The organism is Micromonospora maritima, assembly GCF_902825405.1.
GTDB classification, from domain to species: domain Bacteria; phylum Actinomycetota; class Actinomycetes; order Mycobacteriales; family Micromonosporaceae; genus Micromonospora; species Micromonospora maritima.
This window is the reverse complement of sequence record NZ_CADEAU010000071.1, coordinates 1-16,573: the sequence shown is the minus strand read 5'-3', so window position 1 is coordinate 16,573 and position 16,573 is coordinate 1. Positions and strand designations below refer to the sequence as shown.

General features: G+C 72.9%; 14 protein-coding genes and 1 pseudogene. 8 read left to right on the top strand and 7 right to left on the bottom strand.

Annotated features, from left to right (window positions below):
• Positions 1–725, top strand: a 725-nt coding sequence (locus HUW36_RS10120) for an endonuclease/exonuclease/phosphatase family protein (protein WP_174527894.1), incomplete at its 5' end; no start/stop codon positions are given.
• A gap of 10 nt (positions 726–735) precedes the next feature.
• Here HUW36_RS10120 and cimA read toward each other — a convergent pair.
• Positions 736–2,334 carry a citramalate synthase gene (gene cimA / locus HUW36_RS10115; RefSeq protein WP_174527893.1) on the bottom strand — a complete coding sequence of 533 codons (1,599 nt, stop codon included), beginning with the start codon at positions 2,332–2,334 and terminating at the stop codon, positions 736–738.
• Positions 2,335–2,649: 315 nt separating this feature from the next.
• On the opposite strand from cimA, the gene HUW36_RS10110 reads away from it, so the two are divergent.
• The 4 genes from HUW36_RS10110 (at position 2,650) to HUW36_RS10095 (ending at position 5,162) form a co-directional block, all read left to right on the top strand.
• On the top strand, positions 2,650–3,210 hold the full coding sequence (locus HUW36_RS10110; RefSeq protein WP_174527892.1) for a peroxiredoxin: 561 nt from the start codon (positions 2,650–2,652) through the stop codon (positions 3,208–3,210).
• Between the two features lie 2 nt (positions 3,211–3,212).
• Positions 3,213–3,743 (top strand): alkylhydroperoxidase, AhpD family, encoded by a 531-nt coding sequence (gene ahpD / locus HUW36_RS10105; RefSeq protein ID WP_091580544.1) that lies wholly within the window; start codon positions 3,213–3,215, stop codon positions 3,741–3,743.
• A gap of 163 nt (positions 3,744–3,906) precedes the next feature.
• A complete protein-coding gene (locus HUW36_RS10100; protein WP_174527891.1) occupies positions 3,907–4,371 on the top strand; it encodes a PRC-barrel domain-containing protein in 465 nt (154 codons plus the stop codon).
• A gap of 50 nt (positions 4,372–4,421) precedes the next feature.
• Complete coding sequence (locus tag HUW36_RS10095) at positions 4,422–5,162, top strand: tyrosine-protein phosphatase (protein WP_174527890.1); 741 nt, start codon at positions 4,422–4,424, stop codon at positions 5,160–5,162.
• 90 nt (positions 5,163–5,252) lie between these two features.
• Here HUW36_RS10095 and HUW36_RS10090 read toward each other — a convergent pair whose 3' ends face one another.
• Both HUW36_RS10090 and HUW36_RS10085 read right to left on the bottom strand, forming a co-directional pair.
• A complete protein-coding gene (locus HUW36_RS10090; RefSeq protein ID WP_174527889.1) occupies positions 5,253–6,350 on the bottom strand; it encodes a branched-chain amino acid aminotransferase in 1,098 nt (365 codons plus the stop codon).
• A 190-nt stretch (positions 6,351–6,540) separates the two neighbouring features.
• Positions 6,541–7,572 carry a 3-isopropylmalate dehydrogenase gene (locus HUW36_RS10085; protein ID WP_174527888.1) on the bottom strand — a complete coding sequence of 344 codons (1,032 nt, stop codon included), beginning with the start codon at positions 7,570–7,572 and terminating at the stop codon, positions 6,541–6,543.
• A 220-nt stretch (positions 7,573–7,792) separates the two neighbouring features.
• Between HUW36_RS10085 and HUW36_RS10080 the strand changes: the two genes are divergently transcribed.
• Positions 7,793–8,665 carry an FAD:protein FMN transferase gene (locus tag HUW36_RS10080; RefSeq protein WP_174527887.1) on the top strand — a complete coding sequence of 291 codons (873 nt, stop codon included), beginning with the start codon at positions 7,793–7,795 and terminating at the stop codon, positions 8,663–8,665.
• 333 nt (positions 8,666–8,998) lie between these two features.
• The gene (locus HUW36_RS10075; protein ID WP_174527886.1) at positions 8,999–9,355 is read left to right on the top strand and encodes a hypothetical protein; all 357 of its coding nucleotides are present in this window, start codon (positions 8,999–9,001) and stop codon (positions 9,353–9,355) included.
• A gap of 60 nt (positions 9,356–9,415) precedes the next feature.
• On the opposite strand, the gene serA is transcribed toward HUW36_RS10075, so the two are convergent.
• Positions 9,416–11,014 (bottom strand): phosphoglycerate dehydrogenase, encoded by a 1,599-nt coding sequence (gene serA, locus HUW36_RS10070; RefSeq protein ID WP_174527885.1) that lies wholly within the window; start codon positions 11,012–11,014, stop codon positions 9,416–9,418.
• Positions 11,015–11,282: 268 nt separating this feature from the next.
• On the opposite strand from serA, the gene HUW36_RS10065 reads away from it, so the two are divergent.
• Positions 11,283–13,079 carry a tetratricopeptide repeat protein gene (locus HUW36_RS10065; protein WP_174527884.1) on the top strand — a complete coding sequence of 599 codons (1,797 nt, stop codon included), beginning with the start codon at positions 11,283–11,285 and terminating at the stop codon, positions 13,077–13,079.
• A 61-nt stretch (positions 13,080–13,140) separates the two neighbouring features.
• Here HUW36_RS10065 and ilvC read toward each other — a convergent pair whose 3' ends face one another.
• From ilvC to HUW36_RS10050, 3 genes and pseudogenes are all read right to left on the bottom strand, one after another.
• Positions 13,141–14,154, bottom strand: a complete 1,014-nt coding sequence (gene ilvC, locus HUW36_RS10060) for a ketol-acid reductoisomerase (protein WP_174527883.1) — start codon at positions 14,152–14,154, stop codon at positions 13,141–13,143.
• A gap of 58 nt (positions 14,155–14,212) precedes the next feature.
• Positions 14,213–14,728 (bottom strand): acetolactate synthase small subunit, encoded by a 516-nt coding sequence (gene ilvN / locus HUW36_RS10055; RefSeq protein ID WP_099162192.1) that lies wholly within the window; start codon positions 14,726–14,728, stop codon positions 14,213–14,215.
• Positions 14,729–16,507, bottom strand: a pseudogene (locus HUW36_RS10050) (acetolactate synthase large subunit); the annotation flags it as partial.
• Positions 16,508–16,573: the final 66 nt, after the last annotated feature.

Here is a 16,573-nt window from a genome sequence, read left to right as displayed (position 1 = left end):
CCCCGCGCGCGCTGCCGGACGACCGGCCACCGGCCACCGGCCCGACGCTGCGGCTGCTCACCGCCAACCTGCGCCTCGGCTCGGCCGACCCGGCAGCCCTGGTGGACCTGGTCCGGGCGCGGCGGGTGGACGTGCTCACCGTGCAGGAACTCACCCCGCAGCTCGCCGCCGACCTCGACCGGCTCGGCCTGGCCACGCTGCTGCCGCACCGGTCGCTGAGCCCCGAGGTGGGCGCCACCGGATCCGGCCTGTACGCCCGCCACCCGCTGAGCGACACCGGCCACCGGCGCAACCGGGGCTTCTTCTTCACCCAGGCGTACGGCACGGTGGCGGTGCCGGGAGCACCGCCGCTGCGGGTGGAGTCGGCGCACCCGGCCGCGCCGTACGCGGTCGACGTGGTGCCGGACTGGTGGACCGACCAGCGCGCGCAGCCGCCGGCCACCCCGGCCGGCGGGCTCACGGTGCTGGCCGGGGACTTCAACGCCACCCTGGACCACGCGGCGCTGCGCGACCTGATCGCGACCGGCTACACCGACGCCGCCGACGCGACCGGCGCCGGGCTCGGTGGCACGTGGGGCCCGTACGACGGGGATCCGATCCCGCCGGTCACCATCGACCATGTGCTCGTCGACCGGCGGATCGCGGTCCGCGCCGCCGGCACCTGGCCGGTGCCCGGCAGCGACCACCGGGCGCTGCTGGCCGAACTGCGCCTGCCGGCGGCGTGAGCCCACCGGCTCAGGCGGTCGCCCCGCCCTGCACCCGGGCCCGGTCCAGGCCGTAGGTGAGCGCGTCGACCAGGGCGTGCCAGCTGGCCTCGACCACGTTGGGGTGCACGCCCACGGTGGTCCAGTCCCGGCCCGCGCCGGCGGTCTCGACAAGCACCCGGGTCACCGCGCCGGTGCCGTGGCTGCCCTCCAGGATGCGGACCTTGTAGTCGGCCAGCTCGAAGTCGCGCAGCTCCGGGTAGTGCCGGGCCAGCCCTACCCGCAGCGCCTCGTCCAACGCGTTGACCGGGCCGTTGCCCTCGGCGGTGGCGATCACGCGCTCGCCGCGTACCCGGATCTTCACGGTCGCCTCGGAGACGACCGCGCCGTCCTCGCGGTGCTCGACCAGCACCCGGTACGACTCGAGCGCGAACGGCCGGGCCGGCGCCGCGTCCGGCAGCTCCGAGCGGACCAACAGCTCGAACGAGGCGTCGGCGGCCTCGAACGACCAGCCGCCGGCCTCCAGTTCCTTGACCCGCGCGGTGACCGAGGACAGCGCGTCCGGATGACCGGCCAGGTCCAGGCCGAGCTCGCGGCTCTTGAGCTCGATGCTGGCCCGGCCGGCCATCTCGGTCACCAGGATCCGCATGTCGTTGCCCACCACGGCCGGGTCGACGTGGTTGTAGAGCAACGGGTCGACCTTGATCGCGCTCGCGTGCAGCCCCGCCTTGTGGGCGAAGGCGGCGGCCCCGACGTAGGCCTGGTGGGTGTCGGGGGCGATGTTGGCGATCTCGGCGATGGCGTGCGAGACCCGCACCATCTGTTCCAGGCAGCCCTCCGGTAGGACGGGCATGCCGAGCTTGAGCTGGAGGTTGGCCACGATCGCGAAGAGGTCGGCGTTGCCGGGGCGTTCGCCGTAGCCGTTGGCGGTGCCCTGCACGTGCCGGACGCCGGCCTCGACCGCCGCGATCGTGTTGGCGACCGCGCACGCGGTGTCGTTCTGGGCGTGCATGCCCAGCCGCTCCGGGGCGATGCCGGTCCGCTCGACCAGGTCGGCGATCGCGGCGGTAACCTGGGAGGGCAGCATGCCGCCGTTGGTGTCGCAGAGCACGAACCGCTCGGCGCCGGCGGCCAGCGCGGCCTGCGCCACGGCGGCGGTGTAGCCCGGGTCGTGGCGGAAGCCGTCGAAGGTGTGCTCCCCGTCGACGAAGACCCGCCGCCCCTGCGCCACCAGGTACGCGACGGTGTCGCGGATCATCGCCAGATTCTCCTCGGCGGTGGTGCGCAACGCCCGCTCGACGTGCCGCAGGTCCGCCTTGGCGACCAGCGCCACCGCCGGCGTCCCGGCGTCGAGCAGCCCCCGCACCTGCGGGTCGTCCTCGACCGCCAGGCCGGCCTTGCGGGTGGCGCCGAAGGCGACCAGGACCGCGTGCCGCAGCTCCAGCTCGGTACGGGCCCGGCGGAAGAACTCGGTGTCCTTGGGTACCGCCCCCGGCCAGCCGCCCTCGATGAAGCCGACCCCGAGGTCGTCGAGCAGGCGGGCCACCGCCAGCTTGTCGACCACCGAGTAGCTGAGGCCTTCACGCTGGGCACCGTCGCGCAGCGTCGTGTCGTACACCTGGAAGGTCATCGGAGTCCTCTTCTCGTGCCCGGGGGGGCAACAAAAAGACCCCCCGCGGATGCGGGAGGTCTGCGCGCTCGGCGGAGGGGAAGGCCGGCGCGCTAGCTGCCAATGATCAGGACAGAGCTGGTCACGACGAGCACTCTGCCACCTCCGCCGCTTTTTGGGAGGCGAAATCCACATCCCGGGACGCCGCCTTTCGCCGGTGATCGTCTTCACACGCGTGACCACCGCCCACGAGCCGAAACGGCACTACGGAAGTATCTGGAACTGATCCAGTTACCGGTCGGGCCACCCACGCCCGACCACCGTCTAGGAGGACCCGTGCTCACTGTCGGTGACCACTTCCCCGAGTACGAACTCACCGCCTGCGTCTCGCTCGACGCCGACAAGGCGTTCGAGACGATCCACCACAAGTCCCACGAGGGCCAGTGGCGCGTCGTCTTCTTCTGGCCGAAGGACTTCACCTTCATCTGCCCGACCGAGATCGCCGAGTTCGGTCGCCTCAACGGCGAGTTCGCCGACCGGGACGCCCAGGTGCTCGGCGTCTCCGTGGACAACGAGTTCGTCCACTACGCCTGGCGAAAGGACCACCCGGACCTGCGCGAGCTGCCCTTCCCGATGCTCAGCGACATCAAGCGCGAGCTGACCGAGGCCTGCGGCGTGCTCGGCGCCGACGGTGTCGCGCAGCGGGCCACCTTCATCGTGGACCCGAACAACGAGATCCAGTTCGCCATGGTGACCGCCGGTTCGGTCGGCCGCAACGTCTCCGAGGTCCTGCGGGTGCTCGACGCGCTGCAGACCGACGAGCTCTGCCCGTGCAACTGGAACAAGGGCGGGGCCACGCTTGACGCCAACGCCCTCCTCTCCGGCGCCGGGGCCTGACGATGGGTCTGGACGCGGTCAAGGCGGCCCTGCCCGACTACGCCAAGGACATCCGGCTCAACCTGAGCTCCACCATCACCACCTCGACGCTCAAGCCGGAGCAGGCGTGGGGCACGGCGCTGGCCTGCGCGGTGGCGTCCCGCAACCCGGTGGTGCTGCGGGAGATCGCCGCCGAGGCGGCCGGCCACCTCACGCCGGAAGCGGTCGAGGCGGCCAAGGGCGCGGCGGCGGTCATGGCGATGAACAACGTCTACTACCGGGCCAAGCACCTGATCGGCGACGACCAGTACGCGTCGTTGCCGGCCCGCCTGCGGATGCAGATCATCGCCCGCCCGGGCGTGGAGAAGACCGACTTCGAGCTGTGGTGCCTGGCCGTCTCGGCGATCACCGGGTGCGGCGTCTGTCTGGAGTCGCACGAGAAGACGCTGCGCGCGGCCGGCTTCAGCCGCGACCAGGTGCACGAGGGGCTGCGGATCGCCGCTGTCGTGCACGCCGCCGCGGTGACCCTCGACGCGGAGGCCGCGCTGGCCTGACCGGTCGCACGACCCCCACGAGCGGGCCGGCGTCGCGGATCGCGGCGCCGGCCCTCGGCGGTCTTCCGAAGGGTTGGAAAGCCGGTCAACGGGTAGGAATTCGCGGGACAGCGTGACTTTCACTCCCTTGACGACTGTGACAGTCGGGACAGGAGTTGCCCCTATGGACAGGCTCGACCCGCACACCACGCACGGCGCCACCGACCCGGTTCGCGACGGCGGCCAGGGCGCCCACGCCGGCGGCGCACCCGCCGGCGCGTTCGACCCGTGGCGTTACCGCGACCAGGCCGGCGTGGCCAGCGCGGACCTCACCGGCTACAAGGTGGAGGCCACCGACGGCAGCATCGGCAAGATCGACAAGGCGAGCCACGAGGTGGACGACAGCTACCTGGTGGTCGACACCGGCCCGTGGATCTTCGGCAAGAAGGTCATGCTGCCGGCCGGCACCGTGAACCACGTCGACCACGACGAGCAGAAGGTCTACGTCGACCGGGACAAGGACCAGATCAAGGCCGCCCCGGAGTACGACGAGGCGAACCACGCCGATCCCGCCTACCGGGACAAGCTCGGCGGCTACTACGGCGAGAACCACTCCGCGCTGCCGCCGGACGGCCCGGCCCGGATCTGACACCACTCGCACGGCCGGCGGGGCTCCCGAACGCCCCGCCGGCCGTTACCGTGTCAGCTGTGGACGCCCCGGAGACACCCTTTCCCGCGTTGTTCAACTTCCGCGACGTCGGCGGCTACCGCGCCCGTGACGGGCGCACCGTCCGGCGCCGCCGGCTCTACCGCTCCGACTCGCTGCACCGCATCGACGAGAACGACCGGGCCGCGTTCACCGCGCTCGGCATCCGCACGGTGATCGACCTGCGCCGCCCGACCGAGGTGGAACGCGACGGCCGGGTGCCGGCCTACGACGGGCTCGCCTACCGGCACATCCATCCCGAGCACGAGGACTGGGCCGCGCGACAGTTCGAGTCCTCCGGCGTCAGCCTGGCCCGCTACCTCGCCGACCGCTACGCCGACCTGGCCCGCACCGGCACCGCCGGGCTCGCCGAGGCGATCGGCCTGATCGCCGACAGCGCCAACGCGCCGGTGGTGGTGCACTGCGTCGCCGGCAAGGACCGCACCGGCATCGTCTGCGCGCTGACGCTCGCCGTGCTGGGCGTGCCCGACGACGACGTGGTCGCGGACTACGCGTTGAGCACCGCCGCGTCCGAGCGGTTCAGCGCCTGGGTGCGAGCCACCCTGCCGGACGCGGAGGAGGTCCCGCCGCCGTTCCTGGCCTCCCCGGCCGAGGCGATGGAGCTGTTCCTGGCCGAGCTGCGCGCCGGCTACGGCTCGATCGAGGGCTACCTGACCCACGCCGGCGTCACCGAGGCCCAGCTGGCCGCCCTCCGCACCCACCTCCTGGAGTAACCCCGCCCCGCGTCGTGGATCAGGGAGTTCGCGTCGGCCTCCGGGCCGGAGGAGACGCGAACTCCCTGATCACGGACGTGGGCGGGTGGGTCAGAGGACCTGGGTGACCCAGCCGTGGCGGTCCTCGGCGCGGCCGCGCTGGATGTCGACGAGCTTCTGCCGCAGTGCCATGGTGGTCCGGCCCGGCTCACCGCCGCCGATGAGGAACTCACCGTCCGGGAAGCGCACGCCGCCGATCGGGGTGATCACCGCGGCGGTGCCGCAGGCGAACACCTCACGCAGCCGGCCGCTGGCCGCGTCCGCCTGCCAGTCGGCGAAGCTGACCGGCTGTTCGCGCACCTCGTGCCCGGCCTCGGCGGCCAGGGTCAGCACCGCGTCGCGGGTGATGCCCGGCAGGATGGTGCCGCCCAGCGGCGGGGTGACGAGCGTGCCGTCGTCGTAGACGAAGAAGACGTTCATGCCGCCCAGCTCGTCGACGAACCGCCGCTCCACCGCGTCCAGGAAGACCACCTGGTCGCAGCCGGCCTCGATCGCCTCGGCCTGCGCCGCCAGCGAGGTGGCGTAGTTGCCGCCGCACTTGGCCGCGCCGGTGCCACCGGGCGCCGCCCGGGTGTAGTCCGGGGAGACCCACACGGTCACCGGCTTCACCCCACCGGCGAAGTAGGCCCCGGCCGGCGAGGCGATCACGCAGTAGAGGTATTCGTTGGCCGGGCGCACGCCGAGGAAGACCTCGCTGGCGAACATGAACGGGCGCAGGTAGAGGCTGGCGTCCTCGTGCTCCGGGATCCACTCCTGGTCGATCTCGACCAACCGCCGCAGCGACTCGACGAACGTCTCCGGCGGCAGCTCCGGCATGGCCAGGCGGCGCGCGGAGGCGGCGAACCGGGCCGCGTTGGCCTCCGGACGGAACATCGTCACCGCGCCGTCGCCGGTCCGGTACGCCTTCAGACCCTCGAAGATCTCCTGCGCGTAGTGCAGCACCGCGGCGGCCGGGTCCATCGGGATCGGCGCCCGCGCCTCGATCCGGGCGTCGTACCAGCCCTTGCCCTCGGCGTAGCGGACGATCACCATGTGGTCGGTGAACACCCGGCCGAAGCCCGGGTTCGCCAGGAGGGCGGCCCGGTCGGCGGCGGATACCGGCGCGGGATTCGGACGGATCTCGAAATCGAGCTTGTCACCACCGCTCATCGCGCTGACCTCCCTGCGGGTCCCACGGCGTGCGGGATCGCACGCCGCCGTCACTGGTGCCAGAAACTTACCCCGAACGGTCGTTCAGCGGATAGCTCCGCCCCGGCACATCGACGATGCCAATTGGCCGGAGCTGGCCCGGAAACGGGTCTGGCGGCCCGGAACCGGGCCGCCAGCAGGGTCGGCCCGGTCAGGCTACGGCGTACCCGGCGAGCCGGTCGCCGACCTCGTCGGTGCGCAGCGGCGCGCCGGGGGTGCGCGCGGCCAGCTCCGTGGCGACGGCGGCGGTGACCCGCGCGGCGGCATCCGCGTGGCCGAGCTGGTCGAGCAGCAGCGCGGCGGAGAGCACGGCCGCCACCGGGTCGGCGACGCCCTTGCCGGCGATGTCCGGCGCGGAGCCGTGCACCGGCTCGAACATCGACGGGTAGCGCCCCTCCGGGTTGATGCAGCCGCTGGCGGCCAGCCCGATGCCGCCGGTCACGGCGGCGGCGATGTCGGTGAGGATGTCGCCGAACAGGTTGTCGGTCACCACCACGTCGTACCGGGACGGGTTCGTCACCAGGAACATCGCGGCGGCGTCGACGTGCTGGTACTCCGTGGTCACGTCGGGGTGCTCGGCGGCCACCTGGGCGAACGCCCGCGACCAGAGCGAGCCGGCGTGGGTGAGCACGTTGGTCTTGTGCACCAGCGTGACCTTGCGGCGTTCCCGCCGGCGGGCCCGGGCGAACGCGTCCCGGATCACCCGCTCGACGCCGTGCCGGGTGTTCAGGCTCTCCTCGGTGGCCACCTCGGCGGGCGTGTCCCGGTGCAGCGTGCCGCCGGCGCCCGCGTACAGCCCCTCGGTGCCCTCACGGACCACGACGAGGTCGACCTCGCCGGGCTTGACCGCGGCGAGCGGGCCGGTCACGCCGGGCCAGAGCCGGGACGGGCGGAGGTTGACGTACTGGTCGAAGGCGAACCGGAGCTTGAGCAGCAGGCCCCGCTCCAGCACGCCCGGCGGCACGGTCGGGTCGCCGACCGCGCCGAGCAGGATGGCGTCGTGCCCGGCCAGCTCGTCGAGGACCGCGTCGGGGAGCACCTCGCCGGTGCGGTGCCAGCGGGCGGCGCCCAGGTCGTACTCGGTCGCCTCGATCCCGGGCAGCACCGCGTCGAGGACCTTGCGGGCCTGCCCGACCACCTCGGGACCGATGCCGTCGCCGGCCACCACCGCGATGCGTGCCACCTGACGCTCCTCACCTCGACGTTCTGGGCAACCGTACGTCGGCGTCCCGTCCCCCGGTACGAGGCTTCCAACATCCGGGACGAACCGATGCACAGCAGGCTCCCAGCCGGCATTCATGGTGCGGTCATCTCCACTGCTTATGGTCAGATCGACTGGGTCGACGGGGGCCCGGGACCGGCATCGCCGCACCGCGGCGGAGGCCAGCGAGGGGGCGGGTGTCATGCGGATCGACCAGCGGCGGGCCCACTGGGCCGACGAGCAGCCCCGGACCCGCTGGGTCGACCAGATGGCGTTCCACCAGCCGCGCCCCGACCTGCGCCTGGGCGCCCGCAGCCACCGGGTGGAGCGGACCGGCGGCGGCGGGTACGACCGGATCGACGTCCGGCACACGGTGCACACCTCCACCGCCGAGTACACCCTGCTCCTCAACGCGCCCGACTGGCTGGGCCACCGGCTCGTCGGCGAGGCACTGCGGGACGCGGTCGCGGAACTGCGCGCCATCGACCTCACCTACGGCCCGAACCAACCGGACAGCCTGGTCTCGCGGCTGCGCCGGGACGAGATCAGCCCCGACTCGTACCCGCCGTTGGCCGACCTGGTGGACCGCTGTGCCGCGATGCGGGCGGCGACCGACGGCTGGTTCGACGCCTGGGCGGTACCGGGCGGCTTCGACCCCGGCGGCCTGCTCGGCGGCTGGGCGGTGGAGCGGGCCGCGGCGCGGTTGCGCGCCGCCGGCATCCACGACTACGCCGTGCTCAGCGGCGCCGACCTGACGGTACGCGGCCACGCCGCGCACGGCGGACCCTGGCGGGTCGCGGTGCACCACCCCACGGACACCCGCCGGGCGCCACTGGTGCTGGAGATGACCGCCGGCGCGGTCGGCACGTCCGGGGTGACCGGGCGGCGCGGGCACGTCGTCGACCCGCACACCGGTGAGCCGACCGAACGCCTGGCGGCGGCCACCGTGGTGGGCCCGGACCTCGCGGTCGCCGACGCCTACGCCACCGCCCTGTACGCCGCCGGCCCGGCCGGCCTGGCCTGGTTCCGCACCGGATCGGACTACCGCCCGCTCTTCGCGCACCACTGGCGCTGACGCGCCACCGCGCCCCGTTCTCGCATCCGGGGTGCGGGCCGCGATCGGCCCCCACGGTCTCGGCAACGACCGTGGGGGCCGGTCAGCGACGAGTGCGCGTGGCTCGCGCATTCGAGGGGTGCGGGCCGACAGGCCGCGCGACCGACCGCGCCACCCGAAGACGGGCCGGAAATCGACTCAGCCGGAAACCGCACCGGTACGCTAGCGAATCGACGCAACTCGACGCAAGAGTCTCCACAGCGGACTCCCCGCCACCGTGTCGGCAATCAGCAGGTGGACCCGCCGGGCGGGGCAGAGGTGACGTGGCACGCCCGGGATGGCACGCTGTCCGCCGTGAGTTTCGATCTGAGCGTGTGGGCCCTGCCGAACGGGGCGACACCGGAGCAGGTGCGGGCGGCGGTGCAGCGGTGCCGCGAGGGCCGGCACGGCGAGCAGCACCCCGACCCACGGGTGGTCGGCTTCTACCGGGCGATCACGGCGAGCTACCCGGACCGGCCCGCCCGGCCGGGCACGCCGTGGGAGGTCGCGCCGCTGCACGCGGCCGCCGACCACGTCGAGATGAACCTGTACCCCACCTGCCCGGACCAGGTGCTGCTGGACATCGAGCGGCTGGCCGGCGAGCACGACCTGATGCTGTTCGACGCGCAGGACGGCTCGGTCTACCCACCCCCGGTTCGGGTCCGTTCCTGACCCGGGCACGACGAAGGGCCCGGCCGTTGCGGCCGGGCCCCGTTTCCGTCTGCGTCCGGACTACTCGTCGCGCAGGTCGGCGGCGCTGGCCGCGACCGCGCCGATCGAGTCGGCGGCGGAGGTGAGCAGGTCGGCGCCGAGCGCCTGGTCGACGGTGAGCGTCATCAGCGTCTCGCCACCGGCCTCCCGGCGGGCCACCTGCATGGCGGCGATGTTCACGCCGGCCTCGCCGAGCAGCGTACCGACCGTGCCGACCACACCGGGCCGGTCGACGTAGCGCAGGAAGACCAGGATGCCCTCCGCGCCGATCTCGACGTCGAAGCCGTCCACCTCGGTCAGCTTGAGCACGTCCCGGGCACCGGTGTGGGTCACCGTGCCGGAGACCCGGACGGTCCGCCCGTCCGGCAGCGCGCCGCGCACGGTCACCAGGTTCGGCTGGTCGATCGTCTCGGCCGGCGTGGCGAGCGTGACCTCGACACCCCGCTCGGCGGCCAGGTGCGGCGCGTTGACGTAGGTGACCTGCTCCTCCACCACGGAGCTGAACAGGCCCTTGGTGGCGGCGAGCTTGAGCACCGACACGTCGTGGGTGGCGATCTCGCCGCGCACCTCGACGGTGACGCTGGCGGCCACGCCGCCGGCCAGGGCGGTGAAGGCCCGGCCCAGCTTCTCGGCCAGCGGCAGCAGCGGGCGGACGTCCTCGGCGACCACGCCGCCGGCCTGCACGTTCACCGCGTCCGGCACGAACTCGCCCTGGAGCGCGAGCTTGACGCTCTTGGCCACCGCGAGACCGGCCTTGTCCTGCGCCTCGTTGGTGGAGGCGCCCAGGTGCGGGGTGGCCACCACGTTGTCGAAGGCGAACAGCGGCGAGGAGGTGCACGGCTCCTTCGCGTACACGTCGACGCCGGCGCCGGCGACCCGGCCCTCGGCGATCGCGTCCGCGAGCGCCTGCTCGTCGACCAGCCCGCCGCGGGCCGCGTTGACGATCCGGACGCCCGGCTTGACGATCGCCAGCTCCTTCTCGCCGATCAGGCCGACCGTCTCCGGCGTCTTCGGCAGGTGGATCGAGATGAAGTCGCTCTCCCGCAGCAGCTCCTCCAGCCCGACCAGGCGGACGCCGAGCTGCGCCGCGCGGGCCGGCTGGATGTACGGGTCGTACGCGATCATCCGGGTGCCGAAGGCGGCGATGCGCTGCGCGAAGAGGACGCCGATGCGGCCGAGCCCGACCACGCCCACGGTCTTGCCCTGGATCTCCACACCCGTGTACTTGGACCGCTTCCACTCGCCGGCCTTGAGCGCGGCGCTGGCGCTGGCGGTGTTGCGGGCCACCGCGAGCAGCAGCGCGACGGCCTGCTCGGCGGCGGAGACGATGTTGGAGGTGGGAGCGTTGACCACCATGACGCCCCGCGCGGTGGCGGCGGGCACCTCGACGTTGTCCAGGCCGACGCCGGCCCGGGCGACCACCTTCAGGCGCGGCGCGGCGGCGATCGCCTCGGCGTCGATCTGGGTGGCGCTGCGTACGATCACCGCGTCGGCCTCGGAGAGGGCGGAGAGCAGTGCCGGTCGGTCGGTGCCGTCCACGTGGCGCACGTCGAAGTCGTGCGCGAGCACCTCGATGGCGGCGGGTGCGAGTTCTTCGGCGATCAGTACGACAGGATTCATCGGTCCTCGTAGACGCTCGGTATCGGTTCGGCCTGGGGCGTCGGGACGCCGCGCTGCGCCCTGCGCCGATCCGTGCCATGGCCGTCGGGTGCGCCGGGGCACCACACCAAGGATGGTAGGGGGCGGCCCGCCCTCCGGGTCCCGGACCACGGGGTGAGCGCCCTCACACAGGCCCGACGCACGCCCGACATCCCCCGTTCACCGAGCGCAGCGGGTGGCGACGCCCACGTACAACGGAGGCAGCACCCGGTACGGGAGGAAGCCTCTGATGTCGCTCGTGATCCGGATCGCGCTGCTGCGGCCACTGACCCGACTCGACCCGGACCGGTGGGGTCCCCGCCTGGCCGAGGCGTTGGTCACCCGGTCCCACCAGGTGAGCGGACTGCCGGGCTCGACCTCCCGGCGCACGGCGGCCGCCCAGGAGGCGCTGGCGCTCTGCCGCCGGCTGGCCGCGCGTCGGCCGGACCAGCACCGCGTCGCCCTGGCCCGGGCGCTGGTGGCCCGGGCTGCCGCGCCCGACGTCGTGCCCGTAGCCGAGGCGAGCGACTACCTTCGGGAGGCCATCGGGTACGTCGAGGACGTCGAGGGCGGGTCGGAGCTGATGGTGCTTGCCACTGCCCGGGGACTCCTCGCTGTCCAGCGGCAGCGGTGCGGTGAGGTACGGGAGGCGCTCGCGCTGGCGCTGCGGGCACGGGCGGAGTGGGACACCTGCGGACGGCTTGCCCCGCTGGAGCGGATGCGGCTGGCCCAGACCCTGCTGGTGATCGGCGACTGCCAGGAGACGCTGGGCCGGCACGAGGAGGCGATCACCGTCCGACGGCGGGCGCGGGCGCTGCACCGCGATCTCTCCATCTACGGCCGGTCCAAGTGGATGTCCATCGGTGCGACGGCCACGACGGCTCTCGCCCAAGGCCTGACGGTCACCGGCCGGGCACGGGAAGCCCTCGACCTGATCGAGGAGTCCCGCGTCGACGTGGAGGCATGGAGCCGGTTCCAGCCCCGGCAGGGACGGCTGCTGCTGGCCCGGGTCATGCTGGTCGAGGCGGAGTGCCGAGCACAGCTCGGCGATCCGGAGGCGGCCGTGCGGCTCGCGGAGCAGGCCGTCGACCAACAGCGGGCGATGGTGACGGCAGGGACGCCGCACTCCGGTGCCGCGCTGCCCCACGGGCTGCTCGTTCTCGGCAACCTGACCACCCGGGCAGGCCGGACGGACGAGGCGGCCGCGATTCTGACGGAGGCAGCGGCGCTCGCCCGCGACCACGACGACGTCCTCGCCCGAGCCCTCTTCGAACTGCTCGACCTGCGTCTCGCGGCCGGGGACCGGACGGCGGCCGACGTCCTGCTGACCGAGGTTCTTTCGCTGTGCCGCAAGCACGCCGGGCGGCTGCCGGAGGTGTGGCGCCCCCGGCTCGCCCGCGCCCTGCTGATCCGCTGCACGCTGACCGTGCTCGACCTGTCGACCTCCACCGGGCCCGGCGAGTCGGCGGCGGAGGCCACGGGCCGGGCCGGAACTTCGCCAGTGGACGGACCGGCCGAGGACAGCCTGACGAGCGGAGGCGCGACGGGCTCCGGGACGGACGGGTTGGCGGCCGGGCGGGAGGCGGTCGAGCTGGCCCGGTCGCTGGCCGGCGCGGACCCGGTCTACCGGGAACTGCTCGGGCGATCCCTCTTCATGCTGGCCAGGGCGGTGAACCTGGTCGGTGACCCGCGCGGATCGGGCGACCTGCTGCGCGAGTGCGTGGCCGTCCGCCGGCAACTGTTCGCCGTCGACCCGGCGGCGACTCGGCTGGGGTTGGCGGAGGCGCTGTGCAACCTGGGCAACCGAATGCACGCCCTCGGCCGACTCGACGAGGCAGTAGGGATCTACCGGGAGTGCCTCGACCTGCTGCGGGCCGACCCGGAGCGAATCGACCAGGCGGAACTCCTCACGCCGCTGCGCAACCTCGGACGCACGCTGTGGCGCCTCGACCGGAAGGACGAGGCGGCGCTGGTCCGGGACGAGATCGAGGCCCTCGAGGAGGTGGTCGACACGTCCCGTCCCGGCCCCGCACCACGGCACGGGTGACGGCAGCCCGCGGCCCGACGCCGGGGAGAGCGTCGGGTCGCGGGCCGCGCGGGGAGGTTGCTCAGGCGGTCTCGGTGATGGGCCGGTCGACCCAGCTCATCATGGCCCGCAGCTTCTGGCCGGTCTCCTCGATCGGGTGCGCCGCGCCCTCGGCCCGCCACTTGGCGAAGTTGGGCCGGCCGGCCTCGTCCTCGGCCACCCACTCGCGGGCGAACTCGCCGGACTGGATCTCGCCGAGGATCTTGCGCATCTCCTCCTTGACCCGGGAGTCGATGACGCGCGGGCCGCGGGACAGGTCGCCGTACTCGGCGGTGTCGGAGATGCTGTAGCGCATCCGGGCGATGCCGCCCTCGTACATCAGGTCGACGATGAGCTTCAGCTCGTGCAGGCACTCGAAGTAGGCCACCTCGGGCGCGTAGCCGGCCTCGGTGAGCACCTCGAAACCGGTCTGCACCAGCGCTGCCGCGCCGCCGCAGAGCACCGCCTGCTCGCCGAACAGGTCGGTCTCGGTCTCCTCGGTGAACGTGGTCCGGATCGCGCCGGCCCGGGTGCCGCCGATCGCCTTGGCGTACGCCAGGGCCAGGCCGAACGCGGTACCGCTGGCGTCCTGCTCGACGGCGACCAGGCAGGGCACGCCCTTGCCGTCGACGTACTGGCGGCGGACCAGGTGACCGGGGCCCTTCGGGGCGACCATCGCCACGTCCACGTCGGCCGGCGGCTTGATCAGGCCGTACCGGATGTTGAACCCGTGCCCGAAGAACAGCGCCTTGCCCGGCGCCAGGTTCGGCGCGATGGCGTCGGCGTAGAGACCGCGCTGGGCGGTGTCCGGCGCCAGGATCATGATCACGTCGGCCTCGGCCGCCGCCTCGGCCGGGCTGAGCACCCGCAGGCCCTGCTCCTCGGCCTTGGGCCGGCTCTTCGACCCGGCGGGCAGGCCGATCACCACGTCGACGCCGGAGTCGCGCAGCGACAGCGCGTGCGCGTGGCCCTGGCTGCCGTACCCGATCACGGCGACCTTGCGGCCCTGGATCAGGCCCAGGTCGGCGTCGTCGTCGTAGAACACCTCAACGCTCATTGACTTCCCTTTCGTACGGCGGTGCCCGTCGGCCCGTCGAAAAACTTGTGGGTACGGATCAGGCGGCGCGCAGCGCCGGGCCGGCGGTGATGGCGCGGGAGCCGCGCCCGATCGCGACGGTCCCGGACTGGACCATCTCCTTGATGCCGAACGGCTCCAGGTCGCGCAGCAGCGCGTCGAGCTTGTCCGGCGTGCCGGTGGCCTCGATGGTCAGCGTGTCCGGCGCGACGTCGACCACCCGGGCCCGGAACAGGCCGACCGTCTCCAGCACCTGGGCCCGCGCGGAGCGGTCCGCGCGGACCTTGACCAGCAGCAGTTCCCGGGCCACCGAGACCTGCGGGTCCAGCTCCACGATCTTGAGGACGTTGACCAGCTTGTTGAGCTGCTTGGTCACCTGCTCCAGCGGGGAGGACTCGGCGTTGACCACGATGGTGATGCGGGAGACGTCCGGGTTCTCGGTCTCGCCCACGGCGAGGCTGTCGATGTTGAAGCCGCGCCGGGAGAACAGGCCGGAGACCCGGGCCAGGACACCCGGCTTGTTCTCCACCAGCACGGACAGCGTGTGCATCGTCATTTAGAGTTCGTCCTCGTCGAAAGCGGGACGCACGCCCCGCGCGAACATGATCTCGTCGTTGCTGGTGCCGGCGGCCACCATCGGCCAGACCATCGCGTCCTTGCCGACCACGAAGTCGATGACCACCGGCGCGTCGGTGATCGCCATCGCCGCCTCGATGGTCTTGTCCACGTCGGCGGCGTTCTCGCAGCGCAGCCCGACGCAGCCCAGCGCCTCGGCGAGCTTGACGAAGTCCGGGATGCGGTGCTTGTGGGTGCCCAGCTCGGTGTTGGAGTAGCGCTCCCCGTAGAACAGGGTCTGCCACTGCCGCACCATGCCGAGGTTGCCGTTGTTGATCACCGCGATCTTGATCGGGATGCCCTCCAGCGCGCAGGTGGCAAGCTCCTGGTTGGTCATCTGGAAGCAGCCGTCGCCGTCGACCGCCCACACCGTGGTGTCCGGCTTGCCGACCTTGGCTCCCATCGCCGCGGGCACGGCGTAGCCCATGGTGCCCAGGCCGCCGGAGTTGAGCCAGGTGTTCGGCTTCTCGTACGAGATGAACTGGCTGGCCCACATCTGGTGCTGGCCGACGCCGGCCACGTAGACCGCGTCCGGGCCGACGATCTCCCCCAACCGCTTGATCACGTACTGCGGGGAGAGCGTGCCGTCGGCCGGCTCCTCGAACCCGAGCGGGTAGCGCTCGCGCAGGTCGTCGAGCTGGGTCCACCAGTCCGCCAGGTCGGCGGCCGGGTGGGCGGCGTGCTCGGCGGTGACGGCCGCGATCAGCTCGTCGATCACGTGCCGGGCGTCCCCCACGATCGGGACGTCGGCGTGCCGGTTCTTGCCGATCTCGGCCGGGTCGATGTCGGCGTGCACCACCGCGGCGTCCGGCGCGAACGAGTCCAGCTTGCCGGTCACCCGGTCGTCGAAGCGTGCGCCGAGCGCCACGATCAGGTCGGCCTTCTGCAGGCCGTAGACCGCCGCGACGGTGCCGTGCATGCCGGGCATGCCCAGGTGCTGGCGGTGCGAGTCGGGAAACGCGCCGAGCGCCATCAGCGTGGTGACCACCGGGATGCCGGTCAGCTCGGCCAGCCGGCGCAGGCCCTCGGTGGCGCCGGCCTTGAGCACGCCGCCGCCGACGTAGAGCACCGGGCGGCGGGCCGAGGTCATCAGCCGGGCCGCCTCGCGGATCTGCTTGCCGTGCGGGTGCAGCGTGGGCCGGTAGCCGGGCAGGTCCAGGGTGGGCGGCCAGGCGAAGGTGGCCGGCGCCTGGAGCACGTCCTTGGGGATGTCGACCAGCACCGGGCCGGGCCGGCCGGTCGAGGCCAGGTGGAACGCCTCGGCCAGCACCCGGGGGATCTCGTCCGGGGTCTGCACCAGGAAGTTGTGCTTGGTGATCGGCAGCGTGATGCCCTGGATGTCCGCCTCCTGGAAGGCGTCCGTGCCGATCGACGGCCGGGCGACCTGGCCGGTGATCGCCACCATCGGCACCGAGTCCATGTAGGCGTCGGCGATCGGGGTGACCAGGTTCGTCGCGCCCGGACCGGAGGTGGCGATGCAGACGCCGACCCGGCCGGTGGCCTGCGCGTAGCCGGTGGCCGCGTGCCCGGCGCCCTGCTCGTGGCGGACCAGGATGTGCCGGACCGTCGAGTCGTAGAGCGGGTCGTACGCCGGAAGGATCGCGCCGCCGGGGATGCCGAAGACCACGTCGACGCCGAGCGCCTCCAGCGACCGCACCAGCGAGCCGGCGCCGGAGACCTGCGCGGTGGCGGGCTGCCGTACGGGCGGGGCTGCTGTCGTTGTTCAACATGGCCGGCCGGTTCGTCTGGTCCTCGACGTCGGACGTGATCGGCCGTAAGCCGATCT

Excerpts from the sequence above, each read along its gene's own strand:
- HUW36_RS10090 (WP_174527889.1), bottom strand. The coding sequence starts at position 6,350 with ATGAGCGGTGGTGACAAGCTCGATTTCGAGATCCGTCCGAATCCCGCG.
- ahpD (WP_091580544.1), top strand. The coding sequence starts at position 3,213 with ATGGGTCTGGACGCGGTCAAGGCGGCCCTGCCCGACTACGCCAAGGAC.
- ilvC (WP_174527883.1), bottom strand. The coding sequence starts at position 14,154 with ATGAGCGTTGAGGTGTTCTACGACGACGACGCCGACCTGGGCCTGATC.
- HUW36_RS10100 (WP_174527891.1), top strand. The coding sequence starts at position 3,907 with ATGGACAGGCTCGACCCGCACACCACGCACGGCGCCACCGACCCGGTT.
- ilvN (WP_099162192.1), bottom strand. The coding sequence starts at position 14,728 with ATGACGATGCACACGCTGTCCGTGCTGGTGGAGAACAAGCCGGGTGTC.
- serA (WP_174527885.1), bottom strand. The coding sequence starts at position 11,014 with ATGAATCCTGTCGTACTGATCGCCGAAGAACTCGCACCCGCCGCCATC.
- HUW36_RS10080 (WP_174527887.1), top strand. The coding sequence starts at position 7,793 with ATGCGGATCGACCAGCGGCGGGCCCACTGGGCCGACGAGCAGCCCCGG.
- cimA (WP_174527893.1), bottom strand. The coding sequence starts at position 2,334 with ATGACCTTCCAGGTGTACGACACGACGCTGCGCGACGGTGCCCAGCGT.
- HUW36_RS10065 (WP_174527884.1), top strand. The coding sequence starts at position 11,283 with ATGTCGCTCGTGATCCGGATCGCGCTGCTGCGGCCACTGACCCGACTC.